The organism is Streptomyces sp. NPDC001904 (genome assembly GCF_040297005.1).
Lineage (GTDB): Bacteria > Actinomycetota > Actinomycetes > Streptomycetales > Streptomycetaceae > Streptomyces.
Genome location: NZ_JBEOYI010000010.1, coordinates 23,322 through 37,050 on the forward strand (window position 1 = coordinate 23,322; position 13,729 = coordinate 37,050).

Below are 13,729 nucleotides of genomic sequence, written 5' to 3' on the forward strand. Positions count from 1 at the left end.
TTCCGCCGTACCGCACGCCGTCTGGCCGGCTACGGCAAGGAGACACCGCCCGGAAAAGACACATAATCGTGGACTCTGAAGGGATCCCGCGGTCGAACAATAGGCTGACCGGATGAGAACTGGATCGCCTGACAGCCAAGCGACGGAGCCCCAGCCGCCCTCTCCAGCCTCCACCCGCTCCACCCCGCGGGCGTCAGACATGCGGTTGCTGGTCGCCGCCGTGATCGGCTCTGCCCTGACCGTGGTGCTGATGGGCTGTCTATGGGGCACTCTCGCAGAGCAACCCGGCGTCCTTTCCACGTTCGTGGAGAATTCCACGCGGCTCACCGAGAAAGCGATCGAGGAGCAGGCCGGGTGCCTGTCTGGAGAGCTCACTGACTGCCGCTGACCGATACGGGGCGGGCACGTCTCGGCGAGCGCTACCAGCCGAAGCCCCTGGCAGTTCAAAAATGGTTCTCAGAACCCGTTGCTGAGTTGCTGCTGATCTCGTATGCCCGGCACAGTGATTGCGGTGACGGATTCCGTGGGCGTGGTGAAGACTGGCTAGATGCCTCATGACGCTGGCGGATCCGTGTTCGTTGTGCTGGGTTTCGTACTTGTCGCAGTTGGCGTCCTGTGCCGGGGACTCGTCCTGCGCCCACTTTCGGCTGGGCGTGCCCGGGCGGCCGGACTTCGGGAGCGCTCCAGAAACCTGACGTGTTCTGCGGACATGGCGATCGCTGCCGCGCGCCGGCGTGCTGCGAGCGGTGAACCGGCAATCGTCACGGTCGACGACGTGACCGCGACGGCGTCTCAGTACTACGGATACGTCGTGGAGCGTGAACAGGCGGCTGCCGCCCTCCGTCACGCTTTTGAGGCCGCCGGCGGCCAGTCGGACTGCATGACCGACGCTTTCGACTGAGAACCTGCCTCTGAAGCGTCCCTGTTATCCGTGGCAAGGCGATATGCGACGGCCCGCGGGACCTGGGTGAGGGGCATGGAGGGCAAGATCCCGAAGGAACGAGGTTATGCACGTCGGCTGCGCAGCCTTGATCACATCCCTGCGGGACAACCCTTAGGCCCGTACCCGGCCGTACCTCCAAGATGGTCGGCGTCCCGGGCGGACCGGTGACGGTCGAAGCGCGACAGCACTCGCACCACCCGGGCGAGGAACGTCACGGCCGCCACGCTCCCCGCCGCGCAGTAGAGCCCGCCGTGGGCGCCGCGCGGCACGATGCCGAGGAACGCCGGAAGGGAGAGCAGCGCGAACACCACGCCGGCCAGCAGAGCGCCGGTGAACAGGGCGAAACCGATCTCGACGGTCATCGCGTCCCGCTCGGCCTGCGTCCTGCGCGTCCGTGCTGTCCCCATGGCGGCCCCCGTGTGCGTCATGCCGGTCATGGTGGCACACGCGGACCCCATGGGCGACGGCCATTCCTACGTCGCCCATGGGGCCCGCCCACCCCGTGTCAGTCGCGCAGGGCGAGGCGCTGATCGTCCGCCTCCGCCTCCGCGTCCTTCGTCGCCCCGGCCGGTGCCGACCCGGCGATCACCACGGTCTCCCGGACCCGGCGCGAGCGCAGGCCGGTCAGCGTGACCAGCAGCCCCGCCACGGCGATCGCGGTGATCACCACGAGGCCGGGCCGGAAGCTGTCCAGGACGGCCTGCGGGGAGGCCCCCTCGGGAGCGTTCGCGGTGATGACGGCGGTCACCACCGCGAGGAAGATCGCCCCGCCCACCTGTACGGACGTGTTGAGCAGCCCGGAGACCATGCCCTGCTCGTCGTCGTGCACACCGTTCGTGGCCTGGATGTTGAGGGACGGGAAGACCAGGGCGCACGCCGCGCCGATCAGCAGCATGGTGGGCAGGATGACGGCCGCGTAGACCGGGTCGAGACTGATGCGCAGGAAGAGTGCGTAGCCGATGACCATGAAGGAGAAGCCGACGGCGATGACCCGGGGCGTGCCGAAGCGGTCCACGATCGAGCCGACCTTCGTCGAGGACAGGGCGACGAGCGCGCCCGCGGGCAGGAACGCCAGCGCCATGCTCAGCGCCGACCAGCCCAGCAGCGACTGCAGGTACAGCGTGGCCAGGAACTGGAAGCTGACGTAGGAGCCGAAGAAGGTCATCGCGCCGAGCTGTGCGCGGACCTGCGACCCGGAGCGCAGCACGCCGAGCCGGATCAGCGGCGACGGCGAGCGCCGTTCGACGCGGACGAAGACGGCCAGGAGGACGGCGACCGTCAGGAACGAGAGCAGGGTCCGGGCCGAGCCCCAGCCCGCCTCCGGCGCCTGCACCACCGTGAACACCAGGAGCAGCATCGACAGGGTGCCCAGGGCGGCGCCGGGGATGTCGTAGCCGCGGTGGTTCTCCTCCTTGGCGCTGTGCGGGATCAGCTTCAGGCCGAGCAGCAGTGCGACGACCGCGATCGGCGCGGGCAGCAGCATCGTCAGCCGCCAGCTGGCCTCCGTCAGCAGGCCGGAGAGGACGAGACCCATGGAGAAGCCGGTGGCGGCGCAGGTGGTGTAGATGGACAGGGCCCGGTTTCGCACGGGGCCCTCGGCGAACGTCGTCGTGATGATGGACAGGCCGGCGGGCGCGGTGAACGCGGCGCTCAGCCCCTTGATGAAGCGGCTCGCGATGAGCAGCGGCCCGGAGTCGACCAGGCCGCCGAGCAGCGAGGCGAGGGCGAAGATGCCGAGGGCGATCAGGAAGACGCGGCGCCGGCCGAGGAGGTCGGCCGCGCGTCCGCCGAGGAGCAACAGGCCGCCGTAGCCGAGGATGTAGCCGCTGACGACCCATTGCAGGGTCGCCGTCGACAGGTCCAGCTCCGAGCCGATGGACGGCAGGGCGACGCCGACCATCGAGACGTCGAGCGCGTCCAGGAACATCGCGGCGCAGAGCACGAGCAGCGTGCCCCACAAGCGCGGGGACCAGCGCTCCGACGCGGCCTCGGGGGACGAGGGAGCAGGGGTGAGCGGAGAAGTCATGCGGAGCACAGTACATGCACATGCATTGACTGCACGTGCATTTAATGACGACGCAACAAAAGACGTCTTTTCTGCTACCGTGCGGTCATGGCGGCAGGAAATGCGGAGCCCGGGACGTCGGCCGGGCTGGTGGAACAGTGGCGGGACATCCTCTCGCTGCACGCGCGCACGATGTGCGAACTCGACCGCGAGCTGCACCGGCACGGCCTGGGCGCGAGCGACTTCGAGGTGCTCGACGTCCTCGCGGAGGGCACGCCGGAGGACAGCGCGTCCGGCTACCGCGTCCAGGAGATCGCGGCGCAGGTGCACCTGAGCCAGAGCGCCCTGTCCCGGCTCATCGGCCGGCTGGAGAAGGACGGTCTCGTGGAGCGCGGCATGTGCAGCGAGGACCGGCGCGGGGTCCGGGTCTGCATCACACCCAAGGGGCAGGCCCTGCACGCCGAGGTACGACCGCTGCAGCGGGCCGTGCTGAGCCGGATGCTGGAGTCCGACTCCCCGGCGTGACGGCCCGCCACCGCCGGATCAGACGCCCGAGCGGTCCCGCCAGAGCGCGGCGAGGGAGTCGTCCCCGGTGACACTGGGGAACGGTTGCCGGTTCCACAGGGCGAGATAGAGCCGTGCCGCCGGGCCGGACACCTCGCACTCGGCGTCCCCGACGGCGCCCCGCTCCGCGGCGGGCGGGTCCTGGGTGATCCGCACCGTCCAGGTGGCGTCGGTGTCCGTGGCCCGTACCCGCAGCAGGCGGGTGGTGTCCGAGCGCACCCGGCTGCGGCTTCGCGCGTGGAACCCCGACAGCAGCTCGTCGATCCCGTCGACCGCGAACTCCTCGGCGATCGGATCGGAGGCGTCCGGCGACGGCCGGTCGAGCGCCGACTCGGCGTCGACCCGGTGCACCGTCGTCTCGTGCGCCTGCCGCCGCGCCCAGAACGCCAGGGGTGACGGCGCCGGAAGGAACGCGAAGCACTCCAGGTCGAGCGGTGCCGCGGTCAACGTGTCGACGAGGGCTCGGTGTCCCTCGCGGTACCAGGCGAGCAGTGCGTCGCCGTCGAGGCCGGGCGGGGCGTCCGGCAGCGGGCGGTGCCCCGTGAGCCCCTCGGCCAGGAAGCCGGTGGCCCAGCGGTGCACCACTCCCTGATGGCGCACCAGGTCACGGATCTGCCAGCCGGGACAGGTGGCGACCCCGGCGCCGACCCCCGCCTTCTCGGCCGCGGCCGCCAGCGACCGGCCTTCCCTGTCCACGACGTGAATGTGTTCGGCGATCTCCATGGGGCGAGTGTGCCCGGCCGGGCGTGCGGGGGCGCGGAGTTCTCCGATTCAGCCGGCGGCCACGCGGCGCGTCCCGAAGCCGATCGTCGCCGCGACGGCCGCGAGCAGCGCCACGCTCGTCAGCGCGAGGGGCAGCGAGAACCAGTCCGCCATGAACCCGATGGCGGGCGGCCCGAGCAGCATGCCGCCGTAGCCGAGCGTGGACGCGGCGGCGACGCCCGTCGGACCGGCCAGCGCGCCGGCCCGCTCGACCGCGACCGGGAAGAGGTTCGCAAGCCCGAGGCCGGTGACCGCGAAGCCGACGAGGGCGAGCCACACCGAGGGCGCCAGCGCGCCGAACAGCATGCCGACGGCGCCGGTCGCGCCGCCGAGGACCAGGGTCCGGGTCCGGCCCAGCCGTTCCAGCAGCGTCGTGCCCGTGAGCCGGCCGATCGTCATGGCGAACGCGAAACACGAGTAACTGGCCGCCGCGACACCCGGATGCGCGTGCAGGTCCTCCTCCATGTGCAGCGCGCTCCAGTCGGCCAGGGCCCCCTCCCCGTACGCCGTGCACAGGGCGATCAGGCCGAAGACCAGGACGAGGGTGCGGGTGCCGCGATCCAGCCGGTGCGACGGCGCGGGCTCCTGGGCACGGGTGGGCGTCGGTATGCGTTCCTGGGCGCCGGGGGAGCGGCGGCGCAGCAGCGTCGGCCCGGCCGCGGCCGTGACGACGAGGCCGATCACCATGATCGCCATCAGGTGCCGGGTCGGCGACAGGTGCGCCGCGACCAGTCCGCCGAGGCCGGAACCGACCATGCCGCCCAGGCTGAACGCGGCGTGGAAGCTGGGCATCACCGGCCTGCCGAGAGCCGCGACCAACTCGACCGCGGCGCTGTTCATCGCCACGTTGATGCCGCCGTACGCCGCTCCGAACGCCAGCAGCACCAGACCGAGGGTGAGCGGCGAGTGGGTCAGCGGCGGCAGCACGATGGTCAGCGGCAGCAGGACTCCGCAGGCCACCGTCACCTCGTGGTTGCCGAAACGCCGGCACAGCCGTCCGGTGAGCATCATCGTGATCACGGCGCCCGCGGACACCCCGAGCAGGGCGAGTCCGAGCGCGCTCGCCGAGGCCCCGGTCTGCTCCTTGATGGCGGGGATGCGGACCACCCAGCCCGCGAAGATGAAGCCGTCGAGGGCGAAGAAGACCGTGAGGGCGATGCGCAGACGGGTCAGGGAGGGGAGGCGGGGGCTGTCGGCACTGACCGTCCCCAGTTTGTTTAGTAGCGGCACAAAGTCAGATTAGAGGCGGACCCGTCCTCGCGACAAGAGGGGGTCGGGGAGGGGGCTGGGGGAGGGGATTCCGGCTCCGGGCATGCGTGAGGCGCGCGATGCGAAGGCGCACCGCGCGTCCTTGGGTGAACGTCGTGGGTCGAACGGGTCAGGCAGGTCGGACAAGCCGGACGGGGCGACCGGGTCAGGCGAGTCAGATGGGTCGGACGGGTCAGACGGCGAGGACCCGCACGCCGGCCTCTTCGAAGCGCTCCAGTGTCGCCTTGTCGGCGGACTCGTCCGTCACGAGGATGTCGACCTGCGCCACGTCGCAGATCCGGGCGAAGGCGCGGTGGCCCAGCTTGCTGGCGTCCGCCGCGACCACGACGCGCTCGGCCCGCTCGCACAGCAGCCGGTTGATCGCGGCCTCCGCCTCGTCGTGCGCGGAAGCGCCGTGCGTGACGTCGAGGCCGACGACGCCCAGGACGGCGGTGTCCAGCGTGATCTGTCCGAGAACGCCGTCGGCGAGCGGGCCGATCAACTCGTACGACTGCGGGCGCGCGACCCCGCCCGTCAGCACGATCTTGAACTGGGGGCGCACCGCCAGCTCGTTGGCGATGTTCAGGGCGTTCGTGACGATCGTCAGGGCGGGGGTGCCGGAGGAGAGGTCGGGGCGGACCGCGAGCGCCCGTGCCACCTCGGTCGTCGTCGTGCCGCCCGTCAGGCCCACCGCTTCGCCGGGGGTGAGCAGTTCGGCGACCGCCGTGGCGATGCGCTGCTTCTCCGAGGCGTTGCGGGCGGTCTTGTAGCGCAGCGGCAGTTCGTAGCTGACGCCGTGCACGACGGCGCCGCCACGGGTGCGCACCAGCATCTGCTGCTCGGCGAGCTGGTCGAAGTCGCGGCGGATCGTCGCGGCGGACACGCCCAGTTCGCCGGCCGCGTCCTCCACGTCGAGTCGGCCGCGCTCGACGAGCAGTTCGAGGAGGGACTTCCAGCGGGCGTCGCGGGACATCCGCGGCCTCCAATCGACGATCGACTCGGTCGCGCAAACCCTAGCTGCTGTGTCCATGAATGCTTGATCATGCTTGAAAGCTGGCTATATCTTGCAGTAACACGCAATCATTGCGAGAGCTCGAAACATACACAGGGGAGTGGGACGCGGCATGAGCCATGTCGAGATCGAGTTGAACAGCCAGCCGGAGTGCTGGACGCGCGCCGCGGGACTCGCGGCGCAGCACAAGGCCGCGCTGCCGGCCGCCGGGGAGCGGGTCGCGATCGTCGGCTGCGGCACCTCCTGGTTCATGGCGCAGGCGGCCGCCGCGCTCCGTGAGGAATCCGGGCAGGGGGAGACCGACGCGTTCGCCGCGTCCGAGTTCCCGGCCGGCCGCCGCTACGACCGGGTGATCGCGCTGACCCGCTCCGGCACCACCACCGAGGTCCTCGAACTCCTCGCCGCCCTGCGGGGCACCGTCCGCACCACGGCGGTCACCGGCGACCCGGAGACACCGATCCGGACGGCCGTCGACGACCTCGTGGTGCTCGACTTCGCCGACGAGAAGTCCGTGGTGCAGACCCGTTTCGCCACCACCGCCCTCACCCTGCTCCGCGCCCACCTCGGCCTGCACACCGAGCAGGCCGTCGCCGACGCGCGCACCGCGCTGGCCGGGCCGCTGCCCGAAGGGCTCGTGGAATGCGGCCAGTTCACGTTCCTGGGCCGCGGCTGGACGGTGGGACTCGCCAACGAGGCCGCGCTCAAGATGCGCGAGGCCTCCCTGTCCTGGACCGAGGCGTACCCGGCGATGGAGTACCGGCACGGCCCGATCTCCGTCACCACCTCCGGCACCGCCACCTGGATGCTCGGCGAGGCGCCCGACGGCCTGGCCGAGCAGGTCGCCGGGACCGGCGCGCTGTGGGTCGAGGGCCGCCTGGACCCGCTGGCCGAGCTCGTCCGCGCCCAGCGCCTCGCCGTGGCCGTCGCCGCCCGTCGCGAGCTGGACCCCGACCAGCCGCGCCACCTCACCCGCTCCGTGATCCTGGACGCCAACTGACCCTCGTTCTCGCGGACATGAGAGCGGACACGAGAAGGGAGAGGCAGTGCCTCTCGCAGCCACCGGCACCCTCGTCGGTGCGGCGGCGGCCCGGCAGGGGGCCGTCGCCGCGTTCAACGTCATCACCCTCGAACACATCGAGGCCGTCGTCGCCGGCGCCGAGACGGTCGGCGCCCCCGTCATCCTGCAGATCAGCGAGAACGCCGTCCGCTACCGCTACGGCCGCCTGCTGCCGCTGGCCCGCGCGGCGGTCGCCGTCGCCGAGCGGGCCGGCGTGGACGTCGCCCTCCACCTGGACCACGTACAGAGCGACGACCTGCTGCGGCAGGCCGCCGACGCCGGGTTCAGCTCGGTGATGTACGACGCCGCCCATCTGCCCTACGACGAGAACCTCGCCGCCACCCGGGCCGCCGCCGACTGGGGGCACGCTCACGGGCTGTGGGTGGAGGCAGAGTTGGGGGAGGTCGGCGGCAAGAACGGGGCGGCGCCGCTGGACGCGCACGCGCCCGGCGCCCGCACCGACCCCGGGGAGGCCCGCGCCTACGTCTCCGACGCCGGGGTCGACGCGCTGGCCGTCGCGGTCGGCTCCTCGCACGCGATGACGACCCGCACCGCGACCCTCGACCACGACCTGCTCAAGCGACTCGCCGAAGGGCTCGGCGAGTTCGGCGTGCCGCTCGTGCTGCACGGCTCGTCGGGCGTGCCCGACGCGGAACTGGCGGCCGCCGTGCGCGGCGGCATCGCCAAGGTCAACGTGGGCACCGCCCTGAACATCGCGATGACCGGCGCCATCCGCGCATTCCTCGCGGCGCACCCGGACGCCGTCGACTCCCGCAAGTACCTGACCGTGGGCCGGGAGGCGATGGCGCGCACGGTCGGTTCGTTCATCACGGTGCTGCGGGGCTGAAGCAGTCCCGCGTCGGCACGGCGGGACTGCCGTGCCGACGCCCCGGACACGCCGCCCTGCGCGCGGCGGCCCGTCCCGCCGATACTGGCCGGCATGCCCCTGTCGCTGCATCACATCGTGATCGACGCCCATGATCTGCCCGCCCTGGCCCGCTTCTGGGCGGCCGCGCTGCGCTGGCGGATCCTGTCCGAGCGGGACCGGGAGATCGTGATCGGGCCGGACGAGACCGCGCCCGTCGGCATCTGCTTCATGCCGGTGACCGACCCCAGGACGGTCAAGAACCGGCTGCACCTCGATCTGACATCGGCCGCCGAGGACCGGGCGGCGGAGATCGAGCGACTGCTCGCGCTCGGTGCCCGGCGCGCGGACGTCGGGCAGCGCGGCGACGAGTCGTGGACCGTGCTCGCCGATCCGGAGGGCAATGAGTTCTGCGTGGTCAGGCCGAAGGAGACGCTCATCGGCTGACCGTGCGAGGACCGGCCGCGACCGGTCAGTCGCGCCGGTCGGGCGCCGCCGCCGTCGAGCCGCGGACGACCAGTTCCGGCATGAACACGAACTCCGTGTGCGGCGCGGGCGTTCCGCCGATCTCCTCCAGGACCGCGCGCACCGCCGCCTGCCCCATGGCCTGCACCGGCTGACGGATCGTCGTCAGCGGCGGGTCGGTGAACGCGATCAGCGGGGAGTCGTCGAAGCCCACCACCGACACGTCCTCGGGGACCCGGTGGCCGGCCTGACGGGCGGCGCGGATCGCGCCCAGCGCCATCATGTCGCTGGCGCACACGATGGCCGTGCAACCTTGCGCAAGAAGTGCCGCGGCCGCGGCCTGCCCGCCCTCCATCGTGTAGAGGGAGTGCTGGACCAGCGCCTCGCTCTGCTCCGCGGAGAGGCCCAGCTGCTCGGCCATGCCCGACTGGAAGCCCTCGATCTTGCGCTGGACCGGCACGAACCTGCGCGGGCCGACGGCCAGGCCGATCCGGGTGTGGCCGAGCGAGGCGAGGTGCTGAACGGACAGCCGGGTCGCGGCCCGGTCGTCGGTGGACACGAACGGCGCCTTGATGTGTGCCGAGAAGCCGTTGACCAGCACGAACGGGATTCCCTGACCGCGCAGTTGGTCGTAGCGCTGGGTGTCGGCCGTGGTGTCGGCGTGCAGCCCGGACACGTAGATGATCCCGGAGACGCTGCGCTCCACGAGCATCTCGGTCAGCTCGTCCTCCGTGGACCCGCCGGGGGTTTGGGTGGCGAGCACCGGGGTGTAGCCCTGACGGGTCAGGGCCTGGCCGATGACCTGGGCGAGCGCCGGGAAGATGGGGTTGTCCAGCTCCGGGGTGATCAGGCCGACCAGGCCGGCGCTGCGGGTGCGAAGCCGCGGCGGCCGCTCGTAACCGAGCACGTCGAGCGCGGCCATGACGGATTCGCGGGTGCCGGAGGCCACACCGGGCTTGCCGTTGAGCACGCGGCTGACTGTGGCTTCGCTGACCCCCGCCTGGGCTGCAATGTCGGAGAGCCGCGCGGTCATGGCATTGGACTGTACCGGTTGCCTGCGGGAATGCCCACCGACTGGGAGAAACCGCTGCCCGCAACTTCTTTGGAAGGTTTTGCAAGGCGTTGTGGGGTCGTGAACCGGACGCCCTGAGAGATCAACTTGGTTCCTTGCGACGATATTTGCAGGCGTTTGGCGAGGTTATGTCTGCGTCTGCACGCAGGCGTCAAGTGATCCTCCGGCAACCTTCGGGACACGGCGATGTAACGATGACCGCGTCTTGCAGAAATTTCGCGCAAGGTCTTTCGCGGCGCTTTCCACGCTGTTACGTTCACGTCGCCCGGCGGCCGCAGCGGAGCGTCCGGCAGGTCGGTCAGGGGAGCGGTCGGGACCGTGACCCCGTCCACTCACGGGCTTTCACTCTCTAGGAGATCTCATGCGGCGTGGCATAGCGGCCACCGCGGTGGTGGCGTCCCTCGCACTCGCGGCGACGGCCTGCGGCGGTAGCGACGACGACGGCGGCAAGTCCTCGGGGCCGGTCACCATCACGTGGTGGGACACGTCGAACGCCACGAACGAGTCGCCCACGTACAAGGCCCTGATCAAGGACTTCGAGAAGGCCAACTCGGACGTCAAGGTCAAGTACGTCAACGTGCCGTTCGACCAGGCGCAGAACAAGTTCGACACCGCGGCCGGTGCCAGTGGCGCCCCGGACGTGCTGCGCGCCGAGGTCGGCTGGACGCCCGCCTTCGCCAAGAAGAGCTACCTGCTGCCGCTGGACGGCACGGAGGCCCTCGCCGAGAAGGACAAGTTCAAGCCGAACCTGATCAAGCAGGCCCAGTACGAGGGCAAGACGTACGGCGTGCCGCTGGTCACCGACACCCTCGGCCTCGTCTACAACAAGGCCCTCTTCAAGAAGGCCGGCATCACCGAGGCGCCCACCACCTGGGACCAGCTGAAGAAGGACGCCGCCACCATCAAGGCGAAGACCGGCGTCGACGGCTACTTCGGCTCCGAGAAGGGCTACTACTTCGAGCCGTTCCTGCTGGGCGAGGGCACCGACACCGTCGACGCGTCCGGCAAGAAGATCACCCTGGACTCGGCCGAGGGCCAGAAGGCCGGCAAGACCTGGCTGAGCACGTTCAACGGCAAGGGCCTGCACAAGGCCGACGTCACGGCCGACTCGTACGCCCACCGCCAGGACGCCTTCGTCAACGGCAAGGTCGCCATGACGATCGAGGGTCCGTGGGAGGTCACCAACTTCTACAAGGGCTCGGCGTTCAAGGACAAGGCGAACCTCGGCGTCGCCACCGTCCCGGCGGGTTCGTCCGGCAAGGCGGGCGCCCCGACCGGCGGCCACAACCTGTCGGTGTACGCGGGCTCGGACAAGGCCCACCAGGCCGCGTCCCTGAAGTTCGTCAAGTGGATGACCTCGGCGAAGACGCAGACGCAGATCGCGCTGAAGAACGCGACGCTGCCGACGCGTGACGACGCCTACACCACCGAGGTCACCTCGGACCCGGGCCTGGCCGGCTACCAGAAGGTGCTGGCCGCCGCGTCGCCGCGGCCCGAGCTCCCCGAGTACAGCTCGCTGTGGGGCCCGCTCGACACCGAGCTGCCGAAGGTCGCGAGCGGCAAGGAGAGCCTGGACAAGATGTTCTCCTCCGTCACCACCCAGTACGGCAAGCTCCTGCCCGACGGCTTCACCAAGTAGCGGAGCCCGCCCCCGAACAGGTGCCGCGGTCCCACCCACCTGCCCGCCCCGCGCGTGGGACCGCGGCACCCGCAGTCCGTTCCACCCCGAAGCCGTGTACCAGCCGCAGACCAGAAGGTGTTCCCCATGACTGTCGCCGTCGAGCGCCCGGCCGCCTCCAGCGGAGGTGACCGCGGCCGGCGTCCGGGCCTCATAGCCCGGCTCAAGAACGGTTACCAGAAGCACTGGTACGCGTACGCCATGATCGCCCCGGTGGTCGTCGTGCTCGCGCTGATCGTGCTCTACCCCTTGGTCCGCGGCTTCTACCTGACGCTCACCGACGCCGACAGCCTCAACTCGGCGCGCACCATCGGCGTCAACCACATCGACGCCACCTACAAGTTCATCGGCCTCGACAACTACGCCGACATCCTGTGGGGACCCACCTCCTACGACCGCTTCTGGTCGCACTTCATCTGGACGATCGTCTGGACGGCGTCCTGCGTCACCCTGCACTACGTGATCGGCCTCGGCCTCGCGCTGCTGCTCAACCAGAAGGGGCTGCGCGGCCGCACCGCCTACCGGCTGATGCTGATCCTGCCGTGGGCCGTGCCGACCTTCGTCACCGTCTTCGCCTGGCGGTTCATGCTCGCCGACTCCGGCGTCATCAACACCACGCTCGACGCCATGAGCCTGCCCTCGCCGTCCTGGCTGGAGGACCCGCTCTTCCAGCAGATCGCAGCGATCCTCGTCAACACCTGGTGCGGTGTGCCGTTCATGATGGTCTCGCTCCTCGGCGGCCTGCAGTCCATCGACTCGACGCTCTACGAGGCCGCCGAGATGGACGGCGCGAGCGCCTGGCAGCAGTTCCGCAACGTGACCCTGCCCGGACTGCGGTCGGTCAGCTCCACGGTGGTCCTGCTCGGCATCATCTGGACGTTCAACCAGTTCGCGATCATCTTCCTGCTCTTCGGCAACACCGCGCCGGACGCGCAGATCCTCGTCACCTGGGCCTACTACCTCGGCTTCGGTCAGACGCCGCGCGACTACGCCCAGTCCGCCACCTACGGCGTGCTGCTCCTGTCCCTTCTCATCGTCTTCACCTCCGTCTACCGCCGCTGGCTGAACCGCAATGACGTACAAGCCGCCATCTGACGCCGCAGGAGCAGCCACCGCCATGAGCACCGAGACCCTGACGAAGACCACCGTGCCCGAACCGGCCGCGGCGCCGCCGCGCGTCAACGCGCCCCGGCGCGGCCGCCGCAGCCGCAAGGCGTCGCTGGCCAGCCATGCCGTCCTCATCGTGGCGAGCCTCGTCGCGCTGTTCCCGATCGCCTGGCTGGTGTTCCTCTCGCTCGGCCCGGACAAGGACGACTATCTCCACCCGTCCCGGATCCTCGACACGGCGACGCTGAGCAACTACACGTTCGTGCTCGGCCAGACCAACTTCCTGAAGTGGCTGGGCAACACGCTCATCGTGTCCCTCGGCACCACCGTGATCGGTGTGCTGGTCGCCGCCACCAGCGGTTACGCGGTGTCGCGGATGCGCTTCCCCGGCTACAAGAAGTTCATGTGGGTCCTGCTGGTCACGCAGATGTTCCCCGTCGCGGTCCTCATGGTCCCGATGTACGTGATCCTCTCGGACCTCGGCCTCATCGACACCTACGCCGGCCTCATCGTCGTCTACCTGACGACGGCCGTGCCGTACTGCGCCTGGTTGATGAAGGGCTACTTCGACACGATCCCCCTGGAGATCGACGAGGCGGGCCGGGTCGACGGGCTCTCCCCGTTCGGTACGTTCTTCCGCCTCATCCTGCCGCTCGCCCGGCCGGGTCTCGCCGTCGCCGCGTTCTACACCATGATCACGGCATGGAGCGAGGTCGCCTTCGCCAACACCTTCATGCTCGACGACCAGAAGTACACCCTCGCGGTGGGACTGCAGAGCTTCATCAGCGAGCATGACGCGCAGCGCCAGTACATGGCCGCGACGGCCGTGTTGATCGCCGTCCCGATCTCCGCCGTCTTCTACCTCGTCCAGAAGAACCTGGTCACCGGTCTGACGGCCGGCGGCACCAAGGGCTGAACCGGCCCGCACCACCGACCAGTTGTCCAGCCCCT

Annotated in this window: 15 protein-coding genes; 9 read left to right on the forward strand and 6 right to left on the reverse strand. The window is 70.3% G+C overall.

The features are described from left to right. Positions 1–199 precede the first annotated feature (199 nt). Together ABT127_RS18230 and ABT127_RS18235 are read left to right on the forward strand one after the other, a co-directional pair. Positions 200–388, forward strand: a complete 189-nt coding sequence (locus ABT127_RS18230; RefSeq protein ID WP_351450662.1) for a hypothetical protein — start codon at positions 200–202, stop codon at positions 386–388. Between the two features lie 321 nt (positions 389–709). After that, on the forward strand, positions 710–901 hold the full coding sequence (locus ABT127_RS18235) for a hypothetical protein (RefSeq protein ID WP_351450664.1): 192 nt from the start codon (positions 710–712) through the stop codon (positions 899–901). A 131-nt stretch (positions 902–1,032) separates the two neighbouring features. On the opposite strand, the gene ABT127_RS18240 is transcribed toward ABT127_RS18235, so the two are convergent. Both ABT127_RS18240 and ABT127_RS18245 read right to left on the reverse strand, forming a co-directional pair. Next, complete coding sequence (locus tag ABT127_RS18240) at positions 1,033–1,371, reverse strand: DUF6332 family protein (RefSeq protein WP_351450666.1); 339 nt, start codon at positions 1,369–1,371, stop codon at positions 1,033–1,035. Positions 1,372–1,448: 77 nt separating this feature from the next. After that, a complete protein-coding gene (locus ABT127_RS18245; protein ID WP_351450668.1) occupies positions 1,449–2,969 on the reverse strand; it encodes an MFS transporter in 1,521 nt (506 codons plus the stop codon). A gap of 87 nt (positions 2,970–3,056) precedes the next feature. Between ABT127_RS18245 and ABT127_RS18250 the strand changes: the two genes are divergently transcribed. Further along, positions 3,057–3,473 (forward strand): MarR family winged helix-turn-helix transcriptional regulator, encoded by a 417-nt coding sequence (locus ABT127_RS18250; protein WP_351450672.1) that lies wholly within the window; start codon positions 3,057–3,059, stop codon positions 3,471–3,473. An 18-nt stretch (positions 3,474–3,491) separates the two neighbouring features. Here ABT127_RS18250 and ABT127_RS18255 read toward each other — a convergent pair whose 3' ends face one another. From ABT127_RS18255 to ABT127_RS18265, 3 genes are all read right to left on the reverse strand, one after another. Beyond that, positions 3,492–4,235 (reverse strand): maleylpyruvate isomerase family mycothiol-dependent enzyme, encoded by a 744-nt coding sequence (locus ABT127_RS18255; protein ID WP_351450674.1) that lies wholly within the window; start codon positions 4,233–4,235, stop codon positions 3,492–3,494. 48 nt (positions 4,236–4,283) lie between these two features. Next, a complete protein-coding gene (locus ABT127_RS18260) occupies positions 4,284–5,504 on the reverse strand; it encodes an MFS transporter (RefSeq protein WP_502971728.1) in 1,221 nt (406 codons plus the stop codon). Between the two features lie 211 nt (positions 5,505–5,715). Next, complete coding sequence (locus tag ABT127_RS18265) at positions 5,716–6,495, reverse strand: DeoR/GlpR family DNA-binding transcription regulator (protein ID WP_351450677.1); 780 nt, start codon at positions 6,493–6,495, stop codon at positions 5,716–5,718. Positions 6,496–6,646: 151 nt separating this feature from the next. Between ABT127_RS18265 and ABT127_RS18270 the strand changes: the two genes are divergently transcribed. The 3 genes from ABT127_RS18270 (at position 6,647) to ABT127_RS18280 (ending at position 8,903) form a co-directional block, all read left to right on the forward strand. Beyond that, on the forward strand, positions 6,647–7,531 hold the full coding sequence (locus tag ABT127_RS18270) for an SIS domain-containing protein (RefSeq protein WP_351450679.1): 885 nt from the start codon (positions 6,647–6,649) through the stop codon (positions 7,529–7,531). A gap of 46 nt (positions 7,532–7,577) precedes the next feature. Further along, entirely contained in the window at positions 7,578–8,438 is an 861-nt protein-coding gene (locus ABT127_RS18275) for a class II fructose-bisphosphate aldolase (RefSeq protein ID WP_351450681.1), read from the forward strand. 93 nt (positions 8,439–8,531) lie between these two features. Then, entirely contained in the window at positions 8,532–8,903 is a 372-nt protein-coding gene (locus tag ABT127_RS18280; protein WP_351450683.1) for a VOC family protein, read from the forward strand. Between the two features lie 25 nt (positions 8,904–8,928). Here ABT127_RS18280 and ABT127_RS18285 read toward each other — a convergent pair whose 3' ends face one another. Further along, positions 8,929–9,954 carry a LacI family DNA-binding transcriptional regulator gene (locus ABT127_RS18285; RefSeq protein ID WP_351450686.1) on the reverse strand — a complete coding sequence of 342 codons (1,026 nt, stop codon included), beginning with the start codon at positions 9,952–9,954 and terminating at the stop codon, positions 8,929–8,931. A 400-nt stretch (positions 9,955–10,354) separates the two neighbouring features. Between ABT127_RS18285 and ABT127_RS18290 the strand changes: the two genes are divergently transcribed. From ABT127_RS18290 to ABT127_RS18300, 3 genes are all read left to right on the forward strand, one after another. Beyond that, entirely contained in the window at positions 10,355–11,632 is a 1,278-nt protein-coding gene (locus tag ABT127_RS18290; protein WP_351450688.1) for an extracellular solute-binding protein, read from the forward strand. 126 nt (positions 11,633–11,758) lie between these two features. Continuing rightward, the gene (locus ABT127_RS18295; RefSeq protein WP_351450691.1) at positions 11,759–12,766 is read left to right on the forward strand and encodes a carbohydrate ABC transporter permease; all 1,008 of its coding nucleotides are present in this window, start codon (positions 11,759–11,761) and stop codon (positions 12,764–12,766) included. Positions 12,767–12,788: 22 nt separating this feature from the next. After that, a complete protein-coding gene (locus tag ABT127_RS18300; RefSeq protein WP_351450693.1) occupies positions 12,789–13,694 on the forward strand; it encodes a sugar ABC transporter permease in 906 nt (301 codons plus the stop codon). Positions 13,695–13,729 lie beyond the last annotated feature (35 nt).

What these genes read in the sequence shown, in the direction of transcription:
- ABT127_RS18230 (WP_351450662.1), top strand. Translation starts at nt 200, where the DNA reads ATGCGGTTGCTGGTCGCCGCCGTGATCGGCTCTGCCCTGACCGTGGTG.
- ABT127_RS18235 (WP_351450664.1), top strand. Translation starts at nt 710, where the DNA reads ATGGCGATCGCTGCCGCGCGCCGGCGTGCTGCGAGCGGTGAACCGGCA.
- ABT127_RS18240 (WP_351450666.1), bottom strand. Translation starts at nt 1,371, where the DNA reads ATGACGCACACGGGGGCCGCCATGGGGACAGCACGGACGCGCAGGACG.
- ABT127_RS18245 (WP_351450668.1), bottom strand. Translation starts at nt 2,969, where the DNA reads ATGACTTCTCCGCTCACCCCTGCTCCCTCGTCCCCCGAGGCCGCGTCG.
- ABT127_RS18250 (WP_351450672.1), top strand. Translation starts at nt 3,057, where the DNA reads ATGGCGGCAGGAAATGCGGAGCCCGGGACGTCGGCCGGGCTGGTGGAA.
- ABT127_RS18255 (WP_351450674.1), bottom strand. Translation starts at nt 4,235, where the DNA reads ATGGAGATCGCCGAACACATTCACGTCGTGGACAGGGAAGGCCGGTCG.
- ABT127_RS18265 (WP_351450677.1), bottom strand. Translation starts at nt 6,495, where the DNA reads ATGTCCCGCGACGCCCGCTGGAAGTCCCTCCTCGAACTGCTCGTCGAG.
- ABT127_RS18270 (WP_351450679.1), top strand. Translation starts at nt 6,647, where the DNA reads ATGAGCCATGTCGAGATCGAGTTGAACAGCCAGCCGGAGTGCTGGACG.
- ABT127_RS18280 (WP_351450683.1), top strand. Translation starts at nt 8,532, where the DNA reads ATGCCCCTGTCGCTGCATCACATCGTGATCGACGCCCATGATCTGCCC.
- ABT127_RS18285 (WP_351450686.1), bottom strand. Translation starts at nt 9,954, where the DNA reads ATGACCGCGCGGCTCTCCGACATTGCAGCCCAGGCGGGGGTCAGCGAA.
- ABT127_RS18290 (WP_351450688.1), top strand. Translation starts at nt 10,355, where the DNA reads ATGCGGCGTGGCATAGCGGCCACCGCGGTGGTGGCGTCCCTCGCACTC.
- ABT127_RS18295 (WP_351450691.1), top strand. Translation starts at nt 11,759, where the DNA reads ATGACTGTCGCCGTCGAGCGCCCGGCCGCCTCCAGCGGAGGTGACCGC.
- ABT127_RS18300 (WP_351450693.1), top strand. Translation starts at nt 12,789, where the DNA reads ATGAGCACCGAGACCCTGACGAAGACCACCGTGCCCGAACCGGCCGCG.